Source organism: Leptolyngbya sp. PL-A3, from assembly GCF_039962325.1.
GTDB lineage: Bacteria > Cyanobacteriota > Cyanobacteriia > Elainellales > Elainellaceae > Vacuolonema.
In genome coordinates this window covers 22,887-41,896 of sequence record NZ_JAMPLB010000058.1, presented here as the reverse complement: position 1 = coordinate 41,896, position 19,010 = coordinate 22,887, and the positions used below count along the sequence as shown (strand labels likewise).

The following is a 19,010-nucleotide window of genomic DNA, read 5'->3' as shown; positions in this document are numbered from 1 at the left end:
CTCTAACTGCTCCAGGCTCTCCGTCACCGTGACTTGAAAAGGACGTCCTGTCATCGCCCATCACCTCAAAGAGGACTCTTCTAGTTTGGCGCAGCTTCATATTTGTTTGGTATTAGCTTGTTCATGCCAGGCTTGTAAGGCAATGCGGTGTACTTCACGCCACGGCACATTCTGTTGGCGAGCTGCTTTGGCACAGTCCTCATACTCAGGTTGTGCATTGGAGATCGGTGCGTTTGTGGCAGGGCGAGCTAGCTTGATGCGAATACTGCCATACGGGGTATCTACATGCTCAAAATGACGTTGCAGGATGTGGCGTTGTTGCTGGCTTTGACGGATACCCAGAGTTGTAGTTTCCCGGAATAGAAGGGTTTCACAAACCTCGGCCTGTTCTGGTCGACAAATTACGGTGATCAAGGTGCCCATCCGTGACTTTTTCATCGTAACTGCCTGGGTAAAGACATCTAAAGCCCCTGCGGCGAGGAGGGCTTCTTGGGTGAAGGCGATCGCTTGTGGGCTAACGTCATCCACTTGAGTTTCGAGAACCGTTACCGTTTCAGTACTGGTTGGGTCATGCTCATGGGAGTAATCATGAGCCTGCTCGGAGTCATCGGAGGCATGAGGAGAATGCTCGTGGCTATGCGTATGGCTAGCAGAGTGAGCATGCGGTTGTGTTACTCCGATGGTAGTTCTCTCGGGTTGCCCGCTGTCTACTCTGGTATCGCCAAGCCACAGCCGCAGAATGTTGGGTAACGAGAAGTTGCGTGATCCAGCTCCCAGACCCACTTTAGTTAAACGCATGGGAGGTGGTGCGCCAAACTCATGAGCCAGAGTGGTGACCAGCGCTGCACCTGTGGGTGTGACCATTTCACGCTCGATGCCGTTGCTATAGATAGGCACTTGTCGTTGCTCCCAAAGCTTCAGGACGGCAGGCGCAGGTACCGGTAATCGTCCGTGAGCAGCGCGGATAGTTCCACCACCGATAGGTAAAGCTGAGCAGTAGACAGCATCGACGTTGAGCCAATCCAGCCCCAAGCAGGTGCCCACAATGTCTACAATGGCATCAGTGGCTCCTACCTCATGGAAATGGACATGTTCCATGGTTGTGCCATGAACGGCGGCTTCCGCTTCGGCTAAGCGCCGGAATACGGCCAGGCTCCAGGCTTCTGCCCGAGGAGGCAACCCAGCTTCCTGGATTATTTGCTCAATGTCAGGCAGTCGGCGATTTTTGACAGAAGACCCGACGGGATTGTTGTGGGAATGCTCACTTCCCTGGCCATGCTCATGGTGAACCGTACGAGGATCAGAGGCGGCAAAGGTGGCATATTCATCCCCGTCTCCCCGCAGCAAATCTACATGCACCTTTGTCGCGGCCTGGCCATTACGCATCACGATTTCAGACCACAAGTGAAACTCATCCCCAATGCCCAGGCGCTTCAATTGGTCGCTCAGGTAGTTTAAGGGCACGCCTGCGTGCACCAGGGCTCCCAGACACATATCTCCAGCAATGCCGGTTGGGCACTCAATATAAGCGATCTTCGTCATTGGGCTTAGGGGTGTAGATAAATAGGGTCAGCGTGATTCGGAGTTCAATGCGACCTGCTACTGAAAGCCGGTGTGAAGTGGAATGTGTTCAATCTGATTGTGCCTGAAGCTTCTGTGAGGCAGATGAAACTTAACAGCAGAAATCGGGTGATTTCTGTCATCTTTAAACTATGGCAACAATTTATACCCTCCATCCAGAAACACCGCAAACGCGGAAGGTTGAGCAGATTCGAGAAGCTCTCCAACGGGGAGCGGTTATGCTGTATCCCACTGATACGGTCTATGCCATTGGCTGTGACCTGAACTCAAAGGCAGCAATCGAACGGGTGCGGCAAATTAAACGGCTCTCTAACGAGAAGCCCCTAACGTTTCTCTGCCCCTCGCTGTCCAACATTGCCAGCTATACCTATGTGGCAGATTCATCCTATCGGTTGGTTCGTCGTTTGGTGCCCGGGCCTTACACCTTTCTATTGCCTGCAACGAAGCTGGTTCCTCGGCTAGTTATGAGCCCCAAGCGGAAGACAACGGGGATTCGGGTGCCTGATCATGCCATTTGTCAGGCATTGCTTCAATCTTTGGGAAACCCTGTGATCTCATCATCCGCTCCTGTTCCTGCTGATATGGATCATCGTGATGTCAGTAAGCCAGAGTTATTCGATTTTCTGGGTCCTTTGGTCGATATCGTGATTGACGATGAGGATTCAGTGTTACGTCACGAGGTGTCCACTGTACTCGACTTGACAGGGGAGGAGCCTGTGGTACTCCGCCAAGGGCTGGGCTGGGAGGCGGTAGATGATCTGCCTCTAGCTTTGGAGGTTGGATGAATCATGTTGACCAAAGTTCTGAACTGTCACAGGGTGTCACAGTCAACTCAAGCTCCTAAAAGTGCCCTTGAAGCCTTCAGTTGAAAGAAATGTAGCGATTTAATGCAGACTTATCACATCCCGTCTAATCGGTGTGCCAGTCAACCACCTCAAAAAGTGCCATACCTCTGTCCAGGTCTGCCCGTAGTCCCTCAGAATTGAGATGTAGACAAGTTTGTGGCAGAGAGGCGAAGCGAACTTTCAGTTCCAAATGTCTAGCGCCGCACGACTCAATTCTGTGCATCACCACCAACTTCCGCCATGAACGTCGAACCCGCGAACTTTTCTGATTTTGCTGAATCCGCTGACACACCATCGCAAGATACTCAGCCTACGAGTGATGGGCTAACCCCAGATGATGCGTCCGCTGAGATTGTGTCTGTGGATGACCTCGACAATTCTACTTCTGTCAGCGAACCTGACGAAGCGCTCATGGAAGCGCTGCTTGAAGATTTGCAGAAGACGCTGTCAGTTGCCCCATCTGCTGGTGCCCAGGCGATTGTGCGACGCATCGCAGTCGAAGTAGAGCGTATTTGTGAGAAGAGCGATCGCATTCAAAGCTCTGGCCAGATTAGCACCTGGAAGATGACCCTGGCTCAACATCGGCTTCAGAAAATTCTGGCTTACTACAAGCTAGGTTCTCGACGGGGCCGTGTCGAGTTGCATAGCCATCTGAGTGCTATTGTTTATCGCCATATTTCTCGCAGCCGTGCGCAACTGGGTTTCCAGGGCCGCTATGGATTAATTGAAGATTTCCTGCAAGGGTTTTACATTGAAGTATTAAAAGCGTTTCGTAAAGAAAATAACCTGCCTGAAGACTATTCTCCCCGTTCTCGTTTAGAGCTATCCGAATATATGGCGTTCTCGGAGCAGTACGCCAAGCGCCGGATCAACTTGCCGGGACGACGTAACCAGCAGTTGATTGTGCTGCGGGCTCAAGGCTTTGCTAAACGCCAACCGGAAGAAGCTTCTGTTGACATTGAACTGGCGGTGGAATCGGGCAAGGGCGAAGAAGCCGAAGCCCATAGCCGTTCCCCTGTCGTGCAGCAGGTGCGGGAACAGATGGTGGCTGATGCTGTGGATCCTTCCGATTCTGTGTTGCGCGATCGCGTCATCGGTGAACTCATTCAATACCTTCAATCTCAGGATCAGCAAGACTGCGTTAACTATCTAGTGCTCAAGCTGCAAGATCTGTCGGCTCCTGAAATTGACGATATTCTAAACCTCTCGCCTCGTCAGCGCGATTACCTGCAACAGCGATTTAAGTACCACGTGGAGAAGTTCGCGCGCTCCCAGCGCTGGCAACTGGTTCACCAATGGCTGGGCGCTGACCTCGATCAAAATCTGGGGATGCCTCCCCAAAAGTGGGCTGCTTTCCTGGAAACCCTGCAACCGGAACAACGCCAACTGGTTCAGCTTAAGAGCACCAATGCTGCCGATCAGGCGATCGCCAAAACCCTTCGCTGCACCCCCAAGCAAGTTCACAAGCGTTGGGTCAAGGTGCTGGAACTGGCCTGGCAATTCCGCAACCAGGAGGGCTGACTGACGCCTCAAAAAGAGAGGAGGAGCAAGGCTCCCCTCTTTTTTATTGTTTATTGACTTAGGCGATCGCACGCCGTGCGGCTTTTCAAAAATAAACTGTCTGGTTCTGAGCGCCCAGCGCTATACCTACCTTAAACGTCCAAACCAGGTTTAGGAACTGGGCTCATGGGCCGATCAAACCCGCGACCATCCATATAGATTTCCTGGATGTCTTCGGGGACGAATTCTTCTAATTGACGATAAGCGGCGCGGAGTTGTAGCTTGACCTCTGCCGGAGAGATGTATTCTCCTTCGGCCTGTAAATAAGCAGCGATGCGGGTTTCGCTCCAGTGAAAGGTCTGGGCCATGAGCACGATGAGGCGCTGAATGGGCACAAGCTGGCTGAGAGAGCGCTCCACATAACACCAGAGAGGAGGTGGAGCAGCCTGTAATGAATAGTGGATCGATTCAACGGGAGGGAGGTCGGCCCGGTTGATGCAGACGGCTGTAATGTTGATCAGCCAGGATTGAAGGGTTGAATTTTCACCGGGGAGGGCGTTCAGATCCAGATCGCCCAGTTCATAAAAGATGTGCCGCCAGGTTTGGGCGAAGAGGTAGTCGGCTTGGACGGGCGATCGCGCCGAATGCCGCACAAGCGTATACACCAGTGGGCTATAACGACAAAATATTGCTGTGAAATATTGTCCGGAGTCGGGGTGTCGCTGAAATAACGTCAGCAGCTCCTGATCGCTATAGTGAGAAAGCGACCGAATCAGCGGATGATTCGCTTCTGGAATGGAAGGAACTTGCACAGATTTTGGCCAAAAATCGACGCGACGCTATAGCACCCAATATTACTGAGAAATTAAAAGTTTCCCATCTTTTGTTCCTTATTCTTAAAAGTGTTGGCTTTTAAGACCTAATTGTCATGAAATGACATGAATTTATAGATATAACTCTATGATTGACTGCGAAATCAATACTCAACCTTTAGGCAGACTTATCCTGATGCCAGGAATTTATCATAACTGACGGGCGATCCACGTTAATTTTGCCTCACCTTCAGTCGGTATACTGTTGGGTAAGAATTCTTAGCCCTGATCCTAACGCTCGGTCTAACTACCTATGAACCCAGGGATTGATTTACAAGCAAGCTTTGTCCAGATTCTGGAGCAACTGGGCCTGCCTCACGGAGCAGCCAAGCTCGTCTGGATTCCACTGCCCATGGTCTTAATCGTGGGTGCTGTCACGGTTCTGGCCCTAGTCAGCACCTGGTTAGAACGGAAAATCTCGGCGGCAGCCCAACAGCGGATTGGCCCCGAGTTTATGGGCCCTCAGGGTATGTTGGTGCCCGCCGCAGACGTACTCAAGCTGTTGACAAAAGAGGACGTTTTTCCTGCCAAGACGGATCCCTGGTTGTATGCGATCGCACCCATGCTGGTATTCGTCCCTGTGTTTTTGTCCTACATCATTGTGCCGTTTGGGCAAAACATGTTGATTTCAGACCTGGGCGTCGGGATCTTCCTGTGGGTTTCTCTCTCCAGCATTGCTCCCATTGGGCTGCTGATGGCAGGTTATGCCTCCAATAACAAATATTCGCTGCTGGGGGGGCTGCGGGCCGCCGCTCAGTCCATCAGCTATGAAATTCCTCTGGCACTCTCCATCCTGGCGGTGGTGATGATGTCCAACTCCCTGAGCACCATTGACATCGTTGACCAGCAGGCGGGCTACGGCATCCTGGGCTGGAACATCTGGCGTCAGCCGGTCGGCTTCATCATTTTCTGGATTGCAGCTCTGGCCGAGTGCGAACGGATGCCCTTTGACTTGCCCGAAGCGGAAGAAGAATTGGTAGCGGGTTATCAGACAGAGTATGGCGCTGTGAAGTTCATGCTCTTCTATGCAGGCTCCTATGCCAACCTGGTGCTGTCGGCTCTGCTGTTTGCTGTTCTTTACCTGGGTGGTTGGGAGTCTCCCATTCCCGTGAGCTGGGTCGCCGGTGTGTTGAATGTCAGCGAAACAGAACCCTGGTTCCAGATCATCTCTGCTAGCCTGGGAATTGTGATGACCCTCTTCAAGGCTTACCTGCTGCTGTTCCTGGCGATTTTGCTCCGCTGGACGGTACCCCGGGTGCGAATCGACCAACTGCTTGATTTGGGTTGGAAGTTCTTGCTGCCCATTTCTCTGGTAAACCTGCTGGTTACCGCTGGGTTGAAACTCGCATTTCCTATGGCCTTTGGTGGCTAAGCCAATACATTCATCTGCCGTTCCGACATGCTCTGCAATACCTAAGGAAGAACCATGCTGAAGTTTCTCAAACAGGTTGGGGATTACACCAAAGAGGCGGTGCAGGCTGCGAAGTACATTGGTCAAGGTCTTTCGGTTACCTTCGACCACATGTCTCGCCGTCCTATTACGGTGCAATATCCCTACGAAAAACTAATTCCTTCTGAGCGTTTTCGGGGCCGGATTCACTTCGAATTTGACAAGTGCATTGCCTGCGAAGTGTGCGTCCGCGTATGCCCCATTAACCTGCCCGTAGTGGACTGGGAATTCAACAAAGAAACCAAGAAGAAGAAGCTGAACCACTACAGCATCGACTTCGGGGTCTGTATTTTCTGCGGAAACTGCGTGGAGTACTGCCCCACCAACTGTCTCTCCATGACGGAAGAGTACGAGCTTTGCACCTACGATCGCCACGAACTTAACTATGACAACGTGGCCCTGGGACGCCTTCCCTACAAGGTGACGCAAGACCCGATGGTGACGCCTCTGCGGGAGCTAGCCTACCTGCCCAAGGGTGTTACGGAACCCCACAACCTGCCGAAGGGTTCTCGCCGGGCTGGGCAACTGCCTGAGGAGATCCTCGAAGGTTTGGAATCCAAAACTCCAACAGCTCCGCCTGCGAAGGCTGAGTAATTCTGTGAATCTGTAAAACGAGTTCGAGAACACCAGCAAAGGTAGCGAAGCTATGAATTTAGCAGAGGGCGTTCAAGTTGTATCGTTTGGGGTGCTGGCATTGATGATGCTGGTTACATCCCTGGGCGTTGTGCTCCTGAATAACATTGTTTATTCGGCGTTTCTATTGGGAGCCGTCTTCATTAGTATTTCCGGCTTGTACATCTTGTTGAATGCCGGGTTCGTCGCAGCGGCGCAGATTTTGATCTACGTCGGTGCGGTTAACGTACTGATCCTGTTCGGGATCATGCTTGTAAATAAGCGTCAGCCTTTCCAGCCTGTGCGTAATGCTTGGGTCGGTCAGGCCGCGACGGCAGCTGTTTGCTTTGGCTTGTTTGCCTTGTTGGCAACAACGGTTCTGGCTACTCCCTGGGCACTCTCTTCGGCCCCCATCGCTGGGGATGCAGCTCTGGTTGAGATTGGTAAGCACTTCTTCAGTGACTTCCTGCTGCCCTTTGAGTTGGCGTCGGTGTTGCTGCTGATGGCGCTGATTGGGGCGATCGTTCTGGCTCGCCGTGAGTTCCTGCCGGGTGAGATTGATGAGCGTGCTAATTTGACACTGCCTGAGCGTCCTCGCGAACTAACGACTACGAATCGCCCTTAAGCTTTTTGGGGTGCTACGTGCCCTCAAGAAAAGTCATCTTTTGCTCGAATAGGACTGAAGAAAACCCCCTATGTTGCAACTTCAATACTTCCTTCTGCTGGCAGCCGCTCTTTTCTGTATTGGAATCTATGGCTTGGTGACGAGCCGTAACGCGATTCGAGTATTGATGTCGATTGAACTGCTGCTTAATGCAGTCAACCTCAACCTGATGGCGTTCTCCAACTTCTTGGATCCGTCTGCCATTAAAGGTCAGGTATTCACGGTGTTTGTGATTACCATTGCAGCGGCAGAAGCGGCTGTAGGTTTGGCGATCGTACTGTCTATCTACCGCAACCGCGATACGGTGGATATGGAACAGTTCAACCTTTTGAAGTGGTAATCTGACTTCAATCGGATTGATTGATAATTGACTGATATAAGAATTGGCTCAGTGCTTAGCGCTGAGCCAATTCTTATATTGGGCTTACACTGGAAATGTTCTAGACGCCTTACTGATTAACTGGTGCAATTACAACAGGTCATTATTGCCCACAAATCCGGAGATCCCAATAGTCAGCAGTGGGCCGAGCGATGTGCCCGTGAGCTGGAAGCGAGGGGCGTGCGGGTTCTAGTTGGGCCGAGTGGAGCTAAAGATAACCCCTATCCCGTGTTTTTAGCGTCAGTGACGCATCCGATTGATCTGGCGATCGTGCTGGGCGGTGACGGTACGGTGCTGTCAGCAGCTCGCCACTTATCAGAGGAGGGGATTCCTATTCTGGCGGTCAATGTTGGCGGCCACCTTGGTTTTCTAACCGAATCCCTGGAACTGTTTCAGAATACGGAAAAGGTTTGGGACCGTCTTCTGAGCGATCGCTTTGCAGTACAGCGGCGCATGATGTTGCAGGCCCGTACCTACGAAGGCAGCCGTTCCAATATGGAGCCTATGAGCGATCGCTTCCTCGCTCTTAATGAAATGGCAGTTAAACCTGCCTCGGCTGATCGCATGGTCACCTCTATTCTGGAAATGGAGATCGATGGCGAGGTGGTCGATCAGTACCAGGGGGATGGGCTGATTGTGGCGACTCCAACGGGCTCAACCTCTTACACGGTGGCGGCGAATGGGCCAATTATGCATCCAGGAATGGCGGCGATCGCTGTCACGCCTATTTGCCCTCTCAGCCTCTCCAGTCGTCCGATTGTTCTGCCCCCGGGCTCTGTCGTTAGTATCTGGCCTCTAGCCGATCATGACATGACCACCAAACTATGGATGGATGGGGTGATGGCGACCTCTATCTGGCCGGGGCAACGAGTTGACATTCGTCAGGCAGAATGTCAGGCGCAGTTTATCATTTTGCGTGAAAACTACTCCTACTACCAAACCCTGCGTGAGAAGCTGCTGTGGGCCGGAACTCTAGTGCGCTACAGCAACAATCACCGCAATTGATAGATAGACCCAAAACGAAGTTTGCTGCCCTCTAGGGCAGCAAACTTCGTTTTGAGTATCAGGACTTACGCAAGCCCGCTACCTGTAGTGCATTGTTGTGGGTGCGGAGAACCTCACCCACAACAATGCGTAAGTGCTGAGTATTACTGGCTGATCGGCATGGCTGGATTGAGATGAGCCTCAAAAACTTGCTGGAGGTTTTCAGGTGGGGCCGCCAGGTCGATCGCTTCCATTAGGCCCGATTCGACTAGGCGGTTGGCGCGGTCGTTGCTGCGATCGCCTGCCAAAGCTGCTGCCAAGACATCAGCGGTGCGTCCACTGCCGCTCATTACCAGGACAGGGCGGTTTTCGCGCAAGCTGTTATCCACATCCTGCCAGGCGATCATGCCACCATTGACCAAGACCGTCAGCGAGGGACGTGCCCCCGAGAGAACCGTTGCAACTTTTGCAATCCAGGGGGCCTCGTCGCCCCAAAGCGCACCCGGTACCATCATGAAGTGGGTGTGATGCGGTTCTAGTGGAGCCCCGTCAGGAGGGGCAGGTTGGTCTGGAAAGGCTACCATTGCATGGGCCACGACGCCCAACAGTGGAAAGCTGCCCTGAATATGTTGACGGGCATGGCCCATGAGCTGCATTACACCAGAATCAGTGCCCCCATCCACAACGGTTAACCCTAGCCGCTCCGCTAGGGGCGCGAGGGTGTTGCAGAAAAGCGATCGCAACTGCTCCATCGCCTCCGGTGAAATACCGCTGGCTCCGCCAACCAGCACCAACGTTGAGGAGGGTGGATGCAAGCCAAGCTGCTTCAAGGAGGTCAAAACATCAGAATTACGATGAATGCGAATTGTTTTGGCCTGGTGTCCATTTGGAAAGGCCAGCTCATCAACCTGTTTCATGGAAGGCGGTCTCAACGGCTTCGGGATTAAGGTAAGCAAGGATGAATCATCCTTGAACGGTCACATCTGTAAGGAACCCCGATCGATGAAAAGACGCTGGCCTATGGTTCCTTGGCACCCAGTAAATTAATTCCAGCATGCCCAGAAGGGCTATGGCTCTAACACTAACAACGGTCATAAAGAGCATTAGGCCGGATTGGTATAGCTTTCCGGATTGGTTTCTGTCACGTAGTCTTCTGGAGTTCCAGTATTGGCAGAATGGGGAGAAGTTCCATAGTCTGTGGATGTTCCAAGGTCGCTAGAGGCTGTATATCCAGCAGATGGAAGTTGGGCGGGAGCGGAGTATTCAACAGAAACGGGGTTGGTGTAGTTCGGTGTGCCAGTATTTTGTTCTTCCTTTTTGACCTGTTGTTCATTGATAACCTGAGTGGCGTAAACCTCTACATCCCGTTGAATGATGTCTTCAACTTGTAGGGTAAAAGCCGTGAACGCATCGGCATGAGTTGCAAAACTGGAATAGGAACCCGTCAGTTGCGAAAACTGCCACCCTTGAGCTTTCAATGACTCAACACTACGTCGGTAGTGTCGCCACCGCTCGCCGTAATGGAAAAACTCCTCGACCGTTGAACTAATGGCAACGATGCCTCCTAACCCAATCGTGATGTAGCGAATGACGTTGGATAAATTGCGCTGAGTTTCAGGCAGATTAAGACTAACCAGGATTGGAATAATGACACCACCAATGATAGTGGTTAGACGCAGTCGGTAGTACCAATCCCGAGCTTTTGAGGCACGCCCCTCCATCCAGAGCACCTGATCCATCCAACGCCCACGTAGGTACTGGTTCTGGTTTTCTTTGAGGCCCAATGAATTGAACAGTGTGTCAAATTCGGCTTTGAGTTGTTCGCGATAAGGATCCTGCTTTTGCATAGAAGGTTTTCAGGGGGTAGATGTAGATGACGCTAGAAAGTTGCCAAATTTCTAATTGCAGATCGTGACATTGCCGAAATTTGCTACGTTTAGACAAAAGTATCTTAAAGAAATAACTGATTCTTAGATTACAAAGTGTTTTATGCCTTTGCAAATATCGTTTTCGGTTTGTAATCTTAGCGTTGACAATTCTGCAAGATTCAGAACAATTTGGCTATAAGTCGTAATTTTGCTTAGCTTTTACTTCGTGGAACCAAACCATTAGAACTGCACAGGACGGGAGGTGTGACGCGTACACATCCCACCTCCCATTCTGTATATAAAAACAGTACGAGAAGTTGTTGTTCATTATTCAACATGAAACCCATAACCCTCTTCCTCACCTCATTAGATTAGGAAATGCTGTAGCTTTTTAGACAGCTTCTGAAGTGGGAGTAGGTGTGGAGGCGATCGCCCACACGTTTCCTTTGACTAAGTGTGCTCCAATAACTCTCGTTGGTTTCAGATTTGTGGTTGGTTATTGTGGTGGACCGGGGTATCCCATCCATAGCAAGCCATCCCCGAAGAAACACACTTGTTTCTGACTTATTTCACTAGGTGAAATTGGGAACAGTTTCGCCCAGTGAGGAACACAGATCTGAAATACCAACCTGATTTTTCCTGTATCGACCTTTAAGAGGCTTATGTCTGCTGAGTATTACGCTTCCGATTATCCGCGCGACTTAATTGGTTATGGTCGCTATGCTCCCCATCCTCAATGGCCCGATGAAGCCCGTATTGCGGTGCAGTTTGTCATCAACTACGAGGAGGGGAGTGAAAACTGCATTCTGCATGGAGATCCCGGCTCCGAAACTTTCCTATCAGAAAGTGTAGGGGCTCAATCTCTGCTTGGTGTTCGCAATATGAACATGGAATCCATGTATGAGTATGGCAGCCGGGCTGGTTTCTGGCGCTTACATCGACTCTTTACAGGGCGAGGGTTGCCGGTCACGGTGTATGGAGTAGCGATGGCGATGGCCCGCAATCCTGAGGCAGTAGCGGCCATGAATGAAGCAGACTGGGAGATTGCCAGCCACGGCTATCGCTGGATTGACTATCAATACATTGGTGAAGAAACCGAACGGGAGCACATTCGCAAAGCTATTGAGCTGCATACCCAAGTCACCGGAAGTCGACCGTTGGGTTTTTATCAGGGGCGGATCAGTCCCAACACGCGGCGACTTGTGGTTGAGGAGGGTGGTTTCCTGTATGACGCTGACAGCTATGCCGATGATTTGCCCTACTGGGTGTATGACTATGGGCGACCTCATCTGGTCATCCCTTACACCCTGGATACGAATGACATGCGATTTGCCACCTATGCTGGATTTAATTCAGGGGACCAATTTTTTGCTTATCTACGCGACGCCTTTGACACGTTGTACGCCGAAGGGCAAGATGCTCCCAAAATGCTGAGCATTGGCCTGCACTGCCGTTTAGTGGGTCGGCCCGCTCGTACAGCTGCTCTGGCTCGGTTTCTCGATTATGTGCAGCAACACGATCGCGTTTGGGTATGTCGGCGGGTCGATATTGCACGACACTGGCACGCCCACCATCCACCGCAATAAAGGTTCAGCCTTTTGGCGTGTGCTTTGCGCACGCCAAAAGGCCCTTAAACCGGACTCAGGTTAACAAAACTACGCGAGGTCTGTCCAAGATAGGATTTCCAGGGAAATCCAGGCCATGCTTTGATGAAACCTCTAAAATGATCAATAGATGTGTGCGATTTAGGTTGTTGCTCTTCAGGTTGGGAAATCTATGTCGGTTTTTGCGGCGATCGCAGTTCTTGCCTTGTTAATTGTGGTTCATGAGCTAGGGCACTTCCTGGCCGCTCGGCTTCAGGGAATTCATGTTAACCGCTTTTCCATTGGCTTTGGGCCAATCCTCTGGAAGTACCAGGGGCCTGAAACCGAGTATGCGATCCGCGCCTTTCCCCTGGGTGGCTTTGTGGGCTTTCCCGATGAAGACCCCGATAGCACCATTCCTGATAATGATCCCAACTTGCTGAAGAACCGCCCTGTGATTGATCGGGCGATCGTTATCAGTGCGGGGGTGATTGCCAACTTACTTTTCGCCTATTTGGTGTTTGCAACGCAAGTAGGGGTTGTGGGTGTTCAACAACCGCACTTTGAACCGGGGGTATTAATTTCTCGAGTGACATCTACCGATGTACCCGCTGCTCAGGCAGGCTTGAAAGATGGTGACTTAATTCTGGCGGTGGATGATCTTGTTCTAGGAGAAGGGCAAGAGGCAAATAGTCAATTTAGAGAGATTATCCTAGACAGCCCGAACAAATCGCTTAGCCTCAGAGTGCAACGGGACGATCGCCAATTCGACCTGCAAGTGACTCCCCGTTCCAACGACAAAGGTGATGGCATTATTGGCACTGAATTGCGGCCTAATGGCTCCATCGATTTCCGTCGTCCCCATAGCCTGTTTGAAGTTCTCAGTGAAAGTGCTCGTCAGTTTCAGATCGCTGTGATCATGACGGCACGAGGCTTCTTTACCCTGATTACCAACTTCGCTGCCGTGGCCGATCAGGTGGCTGGCCCTGTCAAGATTGTTGAGCAGGGAGCCGCGATGGCAGCGAACAACCTGGCCAGCCTGTTCCCTTTTACAGCCATTATCAGTATCAACCTGGCTATCATTAATATCCTGCCTCTCCCGGCTCTAGATGGTGGTCAACTGGCGTTTCTGCTGATTGAGGCTGTGCGGGGTAAGCCACTGCCAAGCCGTTTTCAGGAAAACGTTATGCAGACTGGATTGGTACTGCTACTGGGCTTAGGTATTTTCCTGATCGTGCGCGATACAACACAATTGGGTGTGGTACAAAAGCTATTTCAGTAAGGGCTAGTGTTCTGTCAATGTTCACGTGTTGGGTATCGGACACTTGAACATTAAATTTAAGAATTTTTTGACGGGTCTTTGACCCGTCAAAAAGTTTTAAAGGAATACTAATGCTCAGGATTTGATTCGTTCACTTTTCAATCAGCGAGGCGATCGCCCCCTATGACTACCACTCGTCGACGGGCGTCTAAGAAGCAGCGGGCGCTGGAGATTCTGTTGCGCCTCAAACGCCTGTATCCTGATGCAACCTGCTCACTGGATTATCAAACTCCTGTGCAGCTCCTGGTGGCAACCATTCTGTCGGCTCAATGCACTGATGAGCGTGTCAACATGGTAACGCCAGCTCTATTTAGTTGCTTTCCCGATGCTCCTGCCCTGGCGTCTGCTGATCCTGCTGAGTTAGAGATGCTGGTCAAATCCACGGGTTTCTACCGCAATAAGGCTAAAAATATTCAGGGAGCCTGTCGCCGGATTGTGACCGAGTACGGCGGTGAGGTGCCTCAGCGGATGGAAGATCTGCTGACGCTGCCCGGAGTTGCCCGAAAAACGGCGAACGTGGTGCTAGCTCATGCCTTTGGGATTAATGCCGGGGTTACGGTAGATACCCATGTGAAACGGCTGACCAATCGCTTTGGTTTAACCAAGGAGAGTGACCCAGTCAAGATTGAGCGAGATTTGATGAAGCTCATCCCGCAACCGGATTGGGAGAACTGGTCCATTCGAGTGATCTATCATGGGCGAGCTGTGTGCAATGCGCGGAATCCAGCGTGCGATCGCTGTGCTCTTGCAGACCTCTGCCCTTCTGTTGATTTAGTAAAAGTGGCAGCGGCCACAGTCCCCCAATACGAAACAGAACACTAAGGTTGAAGGGTTGATGCTCAGCATCAACCCTTCAACCAGAATCACCAACGCAGCTAAAGACCCGCCTAATGGTGGGAATGGTGGCTTTGCCATCACTTCCCCAAATATGGGAATTTCTAAAGGTTGATTAGACCGCAGCAGCTACTGGGGCGGGTTCGTAGAGATATTCAAACCAGTTACCATCAGGGTCACGACCATAGAACGAAGCCGTTCCATCACGATGTTCGTGAATTTGAGTGACGTGAACTCCTTCAGCCTTTAGCTTTTCATAAGCGCGATCGACTTCGCCGCGATCGTTGAAGATAAAACCAAAGTGTGGACCCGACTGGGAATAGTGAGGGCTGAGCAATGCCAAACCATCATCTCCAGCTTTCAGGTAAGCCCAATCGGGGTCTTTCCACACCAACTCCATCCCCAGGTTCTGGTAAAACTCAGCTGCTTTGTCTAAATCCTGCACACAAATGGCTACGTGCCCTAAACGCTTCAACATAGGTTCTCGTTCCCTGCCACAACAAACGTCTCTCTTTCATTCTAGAGACATGAAATAACCTGTTCTAAGAACACCTCAGTTCGGGTTAAGGGCTTTTTCGAGTGCTGCGCTTCGCGCGGCACTCGAAAAAGCCCATTATTGCGTGCGCATCGTGCACGCAATAATGGGCGGTTCGGCTTATCCCGAACTGACGTTAAGAACCTATTCGAGTTAATCTCTGGGGAGCCATTGGGGAAAGGGTTGAACAAACTGGTTGAGGGAAATGAGATGAATGCGGGGATCTTGGCGAGCCGTCTGGCGATCGCCCGATGTGTTATATCCCCAATTCGCTAAAAATAGCTCCACATCTTCTAAATCTGAATCCCCTTTAATCTTGTGTAGAGTCTGCGCCCGATCTTCTACAAACCAGATTCGTACCGGCCCAGAGTCCGCAAAGCGCTGGCGCAGGTCGCGCAATGTCTGGGATTTTGGTTGACGGATTTCCTTCCCAATCACGTGATCCTCAGGAAAATCAACTCCACCCTGACCTAAGAGTTGCCGAATAAATCGGCCCTCCTTCGTACTGACAATAAATACAGGAAGGCCATTGCTCATCGTCTGCCTGAGGCGATCGCACACCCCCGGGTAAAACTTCTGAAGTCGAAGCCAACCTTCCACATCTGTGGAAATCCACTCGTCTCGGGTGCCATCGACGGCGGCTCCTAGCTCTGCGGCTGTCAGACCTTCTTTCTCTAGAAGTCGTTGGACGATGCCATTCCAATCAGCCAAAGCTTCTGCTTCGGAGATACCATTAAGCAGTGCTCGCAATGCTAATGGCATTTCCCATCCCGTTTCTACCAGGGGCCGCAATCGAGCAAAGGCTCCCCGCAGATGCTCGGGGAGGGTTTGGTCGGCAGGGGTCCAGATTTGACAGTAGGCGCGCCAGGCCGTCACAAAATATTCGGCCATACCGTCGCACAGCACCCCATCGAAATCGAGGGCAAGAAGTGTCGGTTCTGTTTTAACGGATTGAATCATGATGGCTCATCGTGCAATGCCGTCAGTTTAGCCTAGCCGAATGGCTCCTTTGGTTCTCTAGAATTTTGTTCAAAAACTTTCCGAAGGATCTCTGGTTCTTCGGAAAGTTTCTGAACAAAATTCTAGAGATATCAGGCTGGAATTGAGGCAGCAGGCTCTCCCCGCAACAGATCGCGGATGGTTTCGGCATAGTCGCGGAATCGGCTCTGGCGTTTGATGTGATAATTGCGATCGCCTGGCAGATCAATCACGATCTCTTGCTGCACTGTACCCGGATGAGCCGTCAACACATAAATACGCTGAGCTAGAAACACAGCCTCTTCCACATCGTGGGTGATCATCAGAATCGAGGTGTTGGTTTGTTGCCAAACCTCTAGCAAGAACTGCTGCATGGTTTCCTTCGTCTGCACATCCAGCGCACCGAACGGTTCATCCATGAGGAGAATTTTGGGCTGGGAAGCTAGAGCACGGGCGATCGCCACCCGCTGTTTCATCCCTCCCGACAGCTCCTTGGGCAGAGACTTCGCAAACTTAGTGAGCCCCACCACATCCAGGTAATAGCGCACCCGTTCCCGTTGTTCAGCCACAGGTAGATGGCGCAGCTTCAGACCAAATCCAACGTTATCCGCCACAGTCATCCAGGGATACAAACTGTAGTTCTGGAACACCATGCCGCGATCGGCACCGGGGCCAATAACCTTCAATCCATCCACCCGCACCTCACCCATTGTCGGCTGCTCCAAACCAGCAATGATTCGCAGTAACGTGGATTTCCCCGAACCTGAAGCCCCAACGGCGCAAACGAACTCTCCCCCTTCCACATGCAGGCTGATGTCATCTAATGCCACCAAACGGCTGTTGCGAGACGAGAAATGCTTCGAGACGTGGTTGACTTCAAGGTGCATAGTCGTGTCCTGCAATGAAAAGAAAATCGTCTGTTTCCAAAATTTTGTAAGGGCCGGTTTAGTAACAAGGTTCATGGAAGAACCAGGGATTCGGGGCAAAACCTGTCCTGTTCGGAGTTATCGCCAACGACAGGTTGACCGCAATAACCAGCGGAACAACAGGTCGATCGTCAGCCCAATTAACCCAATCACAATCAACCCAGCAAAAATTTCGTCGGTGTGGAGAAACCGTTGAGCAATGCTGATGCGCTTACCCAAACCCTCAGTCGCCGCCACCAATTCCGCTACAATCACCAGGTTCCACGAAGCCGCCATATTGACCCGGCCGGCATCGAGAATACTGGGGTAGATGTAAGGAAATATCACCTGAAAGAACACCTGAGATCGCTTACCCCCAAGGGTATAGGTGGTTTCAATCAACTCCTTTGGCACGAACTTCACAGAGTCCATCACCATCAGCGTGTTAAAAAACAGCGTGCCAATGAAGATGAGGAGAATTTTGGGAACTTCCCCCAGACCAAAGTAGAGAATGAGCAGGGGAATGAAGGCTGGAGCGGGCATGTAGCGAACGATGCCGATGATGGGTTCGAGGAGCGATCGCACACTCGCAAACGTTCCCATCAGTGTTCCTAACGGGATTGAAATAGCGGCGGCTAGCAAGAATCCGCACAGCACCCGAAACAGACTGAAGCCAATGTCCTTCGGTAGCGTACCATCACTCCAGAGTCGCACAAACGCTGTCCATACCTGAGCCGGGGTCGGCAGAAAGAGTGATACATCTTGCCCATTGCTGAGAAACCCTGAAATCACCGCCCACAATACCAAAGGAACCGTGATAGATAGGACAACTAAAATTAGGGTCAATCGAGCAGGAATGGCTTCAGCAATGCGCCAGAAGACCGTAGGAGGGAGCATGTCAGGCGATCGCCCATCCGACTTGGCAGCCGAAATGGATGAGACTGAATCCGGTGAGGTGGTCATAGAGCAGAGAGAAGAGATTGGAAGGATGGCTAGGAGCGAGGAAGCACTACGAGAAACTGCACATCTCTTGTCTCGATTCTCGTAGTGCTCAGGGTCCTAAGTCTGTGCCTTATAAGCTTTTACGAAGCGATCGTCAAAGAGCTGAGTGAGGTCGGGAGCCTGCTTAAGCAACCCAGCTTCCTGAAGAAACTTAGAAATTTGCTCCGCCGCGTAGGGTAGGGAAGTCATATCACTACCAGGCTCCAGCGCTTTCAAGTTGTCCTCGGCTGAGAAAATCGTGGTACCGGCGTCGTACTCTTTGTAATCATCAACGCTGACTCCGGCCCGCTTGCTCATGATGTCGATCGCTTTGTCCCCATTCTGTTTGATGTGATCCAGAGTGGCGAACCAACTGTTGACGAGAGCTTGCACCGTGTCAGGCTGTTCTTCGACCAATTTGCGCTGCACAACCAGATGGTCAGAAATAGCACCTGGAAAGTCTTTGGAGGTGAACAGTACTTTACTGCCAGGGCGTTCTAATGCCTGAGTTGTGAAGGGCGCGAAAACTCCCACGGCATCTAGCTGGCCAGCCACGAAGGCAGCAGCAGCAGCTCCTGTTTCCAGTGGTTGAAAGTCAATATCCGCTTGAGTCATCCCAGCTTTTTGCAATCCCAGCAGTAATAGGAAGTGATCCACTGTCCCTTCTTCTGCCGCGACTTTTTTACCGCGCAGATCTTCGATCGAGTTAATGCCTTCGCGGGCAATAATCTGGTCGTTGCCGGTAGAGTTGTCATTAGTTAATACAATGACTACGTCCGCACCAGCGGCTACAATGCTCAGCGTGTCGTTGAGGGTTTGACTGTTGCCATCTAGCTGCCCGGCTGATAATGCGTTGATGGAATCGAGATAGCCATCAAACCAGGTGAGATTCACGTTCACTTTGTTCTGCTCAAAAATCCCTTCCTCTTCAGCAACCTGCCAGGGGAACCAGCCGGGCCAGGCACTAAAGCCAATAGCAACGGGGCCACTAGCCGATGCTTCAGATGAGGTTGAGCCGGAACTGCCTGAGTTGGGAGTACAACTGACGGCAACAAACAAACCAAACAGGAAAACAAACGCGAACGAGAGTAATCTACGCAGTTTCATGGTGGGTTGGT

General features: G+C 51.4%; 19 protein-coding genes. 10 read left to right on the top strand and 9 right to left on the bottom strand.

The window, feature by feature from the left end; translation table 11 throughout:
* Positions 1–96 precede the first annotated feature (96 nt).
* On the bottom strand, positions 97–1,542 hold the full coding sequence (gene larC / locus NDI52_RS27425) for a nickel pincer cofactor biosynthesis protein LarC (RefSeq protein WP_190770478.1): 1,446 nt from the start codon (positions 1,540–1,542) through the stop codon (positions 97–99).
* A 170-nt stretch (positions 1,543–1,712) separates the two neighbouring features.
* Here larC and NDI52_RS27420 point away from each other — a divergent pair, with 170 nt between their 5' ends.
* Together NDI52_RS27420 and NDI52_RS27415 are read left to right on the top strand one after the other, a co-directional pair.
* Positions 1,713–2,366, top strand: a complete 654-nt coding sequence (locus NDI52_RS27420) for an L-threonylcarbamoyladenylate synthase (RefSeq protein WP_190770477.1) — start codon at positions 1,713–1,715, stop codon at positions 2,364–2,366.
* A gap of 300 nt (positions 2,367–2,666) precedes the next feature.
* Complete coding sequence (locus NDI52_RS27415; protein ID WP_190770476.1) at positions 2,667–3,947, top strand: HetZ-related protein; 1,281 nt, start codon at positions 2,667–2,669, stop codon at positions 3,945–3,947.
* Positions 3,948–4,078: 131 nt separating this feature from the next.
* Here NDI52_RS27415 and NDI52_RS27410 read toward each other — a convergent pair whose 3' ends face one another.
* Entirely contained in the window at positions 4,079–4,738 is a 660-nt protein-coding gene (locus NDI52_RS27410; protein ID WP_190770475.1) for a sigma-70 family RNA polymerase sigma factor, read from the bottom strand.
* Positions 4,739–5,051: 313 nt separating this feature from the next.
* On the opposite strand from NDI52_RS27410, the gene nuoH reads away from it, so the two are divergent.
* From nuoH to NDI52_RS27385, 5 genes are all read left to right on the top strand, one after another.
* Positions 5,052–6,170 (top strand): NADH-quinone oxidoreductase subunit NuoH, encoded by a 1,119-nt coding sequence (nuoH, locus tag NDI52_RS27405; RefSeq protein ID WP_190770474.1) that lies wholly within the window; start codon positions 5,052–5,054, stop codon positions 6,168–6,170.
* Between the two features lie 57 nt (positions 6,171–6,227).
* The gene (gene ndhI / locus NDI52_RS27400; RefSeq protein WP_190770482.1) at positions 6,228–6,842 is read left to right on the top strand and encodes an NAD(P)H-quinone oxidoreductase subunit I; all 615 of its coding nucleotides are present in this window, start codon (positions 6,228–6,230) and stop codon (positions 6,840–6,842) included.
* A 52-nt stretch (positions 6,843–6,894) separates the two neighbouring features.
* Entirely contained in the window at positions 6,895–7,485 is a 591-nt protein-coding gene (locus NDI52_RS27395) for an NADH-quinone oxidoreductase subunit J (protein WP_190770473.1), read from the top strand.
* A 73-nt stretch (positions 7,486–7,558) separates the two neighbouring features.
* Positions 7,559–7,864, top strand: a complete 306-nt coding sequence (nuoK, locus tag NDI52_RS27390) for an NADH-quinone oxidoreductase subunit NuoK (protein WP_190770481.1) — start codon at positions 7,559–7,561, stop codon at positions 7,862–7,864.
* A 123-nt stretch (positions 7,865–7,987) separates the two neighbouring features.
* On the top strand, positions 7,988–8,908 hold the full coding sequence (locus NDI52_RS27385; RefSeq protein ID WP_190770472.1) for an NAD(+) kinase: 921 nt from the start codon (positions 7,988–7,990) through the stop codon (positions 8,906–8,908).
* A 143-nt stretch (positions 8,909–9,051) separates the two neighbouring features.
* Here NDI52_RS27385 and NDI52_RS27380 read toward each other — a convergent pair whose 3' ends face one another.
* Both NDI52_RS27380 and NDI52_RS27375 read right to left on the bottom strand, forming a co-directional pair.
* Complete coding sequence (locus tag NDI52_RS27380; protein WP_190770471.1) at positions 9,052–9,804, bottom strand: hypothetical protein; 753 nt, start codon at positions 9,802–9,804, stop codon at positions 9,052–9,054.
* Positions 9,805–9,990: 186 nt separating this feature from the next.
* The gene (locus NDI52_RS27375) at positions 9,991–10,734 is read right to left on the bottom strand and encodes a DUF4231 domain-containing protein (RefSeq protein ID WP_190770470.1); all 744 of its coding nucleotides are present in this window, start codon (positions 10,732–10,734) and stop codon (positions 9,991–9,993) included.
* A 683-nt stretch (positions 10,735–11,417) separates the two neighbouring features.
* Between NDI52_RS27375 and puuE the strand changes: the two genes are divergently transcribed.
* The 3 genes from puuE to nth all read left to right on the top strand — a co-directional run bounded on the left by puuE (position 11,418) and on the right by nth (position 14,481).
* The gene (gene puuE, locus NDI52_RS27370) at positions 11,418–12,341 is read left to right on the top strand and encodes an allantoinase PuuE (RefSeq protein WP_190770469.1); all 924 of its coding nucleotides are present in this window, start codon (positions 11,418–11,420) and stop codon (positions 12,339–12,341) included.
* A gap of 190 nt (positions 12,342–12,531) precedes the next feature.
* Positions 12,532–13,620: an RIP metalloprotease RseP gene (gene rseP, locus NDI52_RS27365; RefSeq protein ID WP_190770468.1), complete on the top strand. Its 1,089-nt coding sequence runs from the start codon at positions 12,532–12,534 to the stop codon at positions 13,618–13,620.
* 162 nt (positions 13,621–13,782) lie between these two features.
* Positions 13,783–14,481 carry an endonuclease III gene (gene nth / locus NDI52_RS27360; protein ID WP_190770467.1) on the top strand — a complete coding sequence of 233 codons (699 nt, stop codon included), beginning with the start codon at positions 13,783–13,785 and terminating at the stop codon, positions 14,479–14,481.
* Between the two features lie 127 nt (positions 14,482–14,608).
* On the opposite strand, the gene NDI52_RS27355 is transcribed toward nth, so the two are convergent.
* From NDI52_RS27355 to NDI52_RS27335, 5 genes are all read right to left on the bottom strand, one after another.
* A complete protein-coding gene (locus NDI52_RS27355; protein ID WP_190770466.1) occupies positions 14,609–14,971 on the bottom strand; it encodes a VOC family protein in 363 nt (120 codons plus the stop codon).
* 210 nt (positions 14,972–15,181) lie between these two features.
* Positions 15,182–15,988: an HAD family hydrolase gene (locus NDI52_RS27350; RefSeq protein ID WP_190770465.1), complete on the bottom strand. Its 807-nt coding sequence runs from the start codon at positions 15,986–15,988 to the stop codon at positions 15,182–15,184.
* Between the two features lie 131 nt (positions 15,989–16,119).
* Positions 16,120–16,893 (bottom strand): ABC transporter ATP-binding protein, encoded by a 774-nt coding sequence (locus tag NDI52_RS27345; protein ID WP_190770464.1) that lies wholly within the window; start codon positions 16,891–16,893, stop codon positions 16,120–16,122.
* A gap of 117 nt (positions 16,894–17,010) precedes the next feature.
* On the bottom strand, positions 17,011–17,808 hold the full coding sequence (locus tag NDI52_RS27340; protein WP_347280013.1) for an ABC transporter permease: 798 nt from the start codon (positions 17,806–17,808) through the stop codon (positions 17,011–17,013).
* A gap of 162 nt (positions 17,809–17,970) precedes the next feature.
* Positions 17,971–18,999, bottom strand: a complete 1,029-nt coding sequence (locus tag NDI52_RS27335; RefSeq protein WP_190770462.1) for an ABC transporter substrate-binding protein — start codon at positions 18,997–18,999, stop codon at positions 17,971–17,973.
* Between the last annotated feature and the right edge of the window lie 11 nt (positions 19,000–19,010).

What these genes read in the sequence shown, in the direction of transcription:
- larC (WP_190770478.1), bottom strand. Translation starts at nt 1,542, where the DNA reads ATGACGAAGATCGCTTATATTGAGTGCCCAACCGGCATTGCTGGAGAT.
- NDI52_RS27420 (WP_190770477.1), top strand. Translation starts at nt 1,713, where the DNA reads ATGGCAACAATTTATACCCTCCATCCAGAAACACCGCAAACGCGGAAG.
- NDI52_RS27415 (WP_190770476.1), top strand. Translation starts at nt 2,667, where the DNA reads ATGAACGTCGAACCCGCGAACTTTTCTGATTTTGCTGAATCCGCTGAC.
- nuoH (WP_190770474.1), top strand. Translation starts at nt 5,052, where the DNA reads ATGAACCCAGGGATTGATTTACAAGCAAGCTTTGTCCAGATTCTGGAG.
- NDI52_RS27395 (WP_190770473.1), top strand. Translation starts at nt 6,895, where the DNA reads ATGAATTTAGCAGAGGGCGTTCAAGTTGTATCGTTTGGGGTGCTGGCA.
- NDI52_RS27380 (WP_190770471.1), bottom strand. Translation starts at nt 9,804, where the DNA reads ATGAAACAGGTTGATGAGCTGGCCTTTCCAAATGGACACCAGGCCAAA.
- NDI52_RS27375 (WP_190770470.1), bottom strand. Translation starts at nt 10,734, where the DNA reads ATGCAAAAGCAGGATCCTTATCGCGAACAACTCAAAGCCGAATTTGAC.
- puuE (WP_190770469.1), top strand. Translation starts at nt 11,418, where the DNA reads ATGTCTGCTGAGTATTACGCTTCCGATTATCCGCGCGACTTAATTGGT.
- rseP (WP_190770468.1), top strand. Translation starts at nt 12,532, where the DNA reads ATGTCGGTTTTTGCGGCGATCGCAGTTCTTGCCTTGTTAATTGTGGTT.
- nth (WP_190770467.1), top strand. Translation starts at nt 13,783, where the DNA reads ATGACTACCACTCGTCGACGGGCGTCTAAGAAGCAGCGGGCGCTGGAG.
- NDI52_RS27355 (WP_190770466.1), bottom strand. Translation starts at nt 14,971, where the DNA reads ATGTTGAAGCGTTTAGGGCACGTAGCCATTTGTGTGCAGGATTTAGAC.
- NDI52_RS27350 (WP_190770465.1), bottom strand. Translation starts at nt 15,988, where the DNA reads ATGATTCAATCCGTTAAAACAGAACCGACACTTCTTGCCCTCGATTTC.
- NDI52_RS27345 (WP_190770464.1), bottom strand. Translation starts at nt 16,893, where the DNA reads ATGCACCTTGAAGTCAACCACGTCTCGAAGCATTTCTCGTCTCGCAAC.
- NDI52_RS27340 (WP_347280013.1), bottom strand. Translation starts at nt 17,808, where the DNA reads ATGCTCCCTCCTACGGTCTTCTGGCGCATTGCTGAAGCCATTCCTGCT.
- NDI52_RS27335 (WP_190770462.1), bottom strand. Translation starts at nt 18,999, where the DNA reads ATGAAACTGCGTAGATTACTCTCGTTCGCGTTTGTTTTCCTGTTTGGT.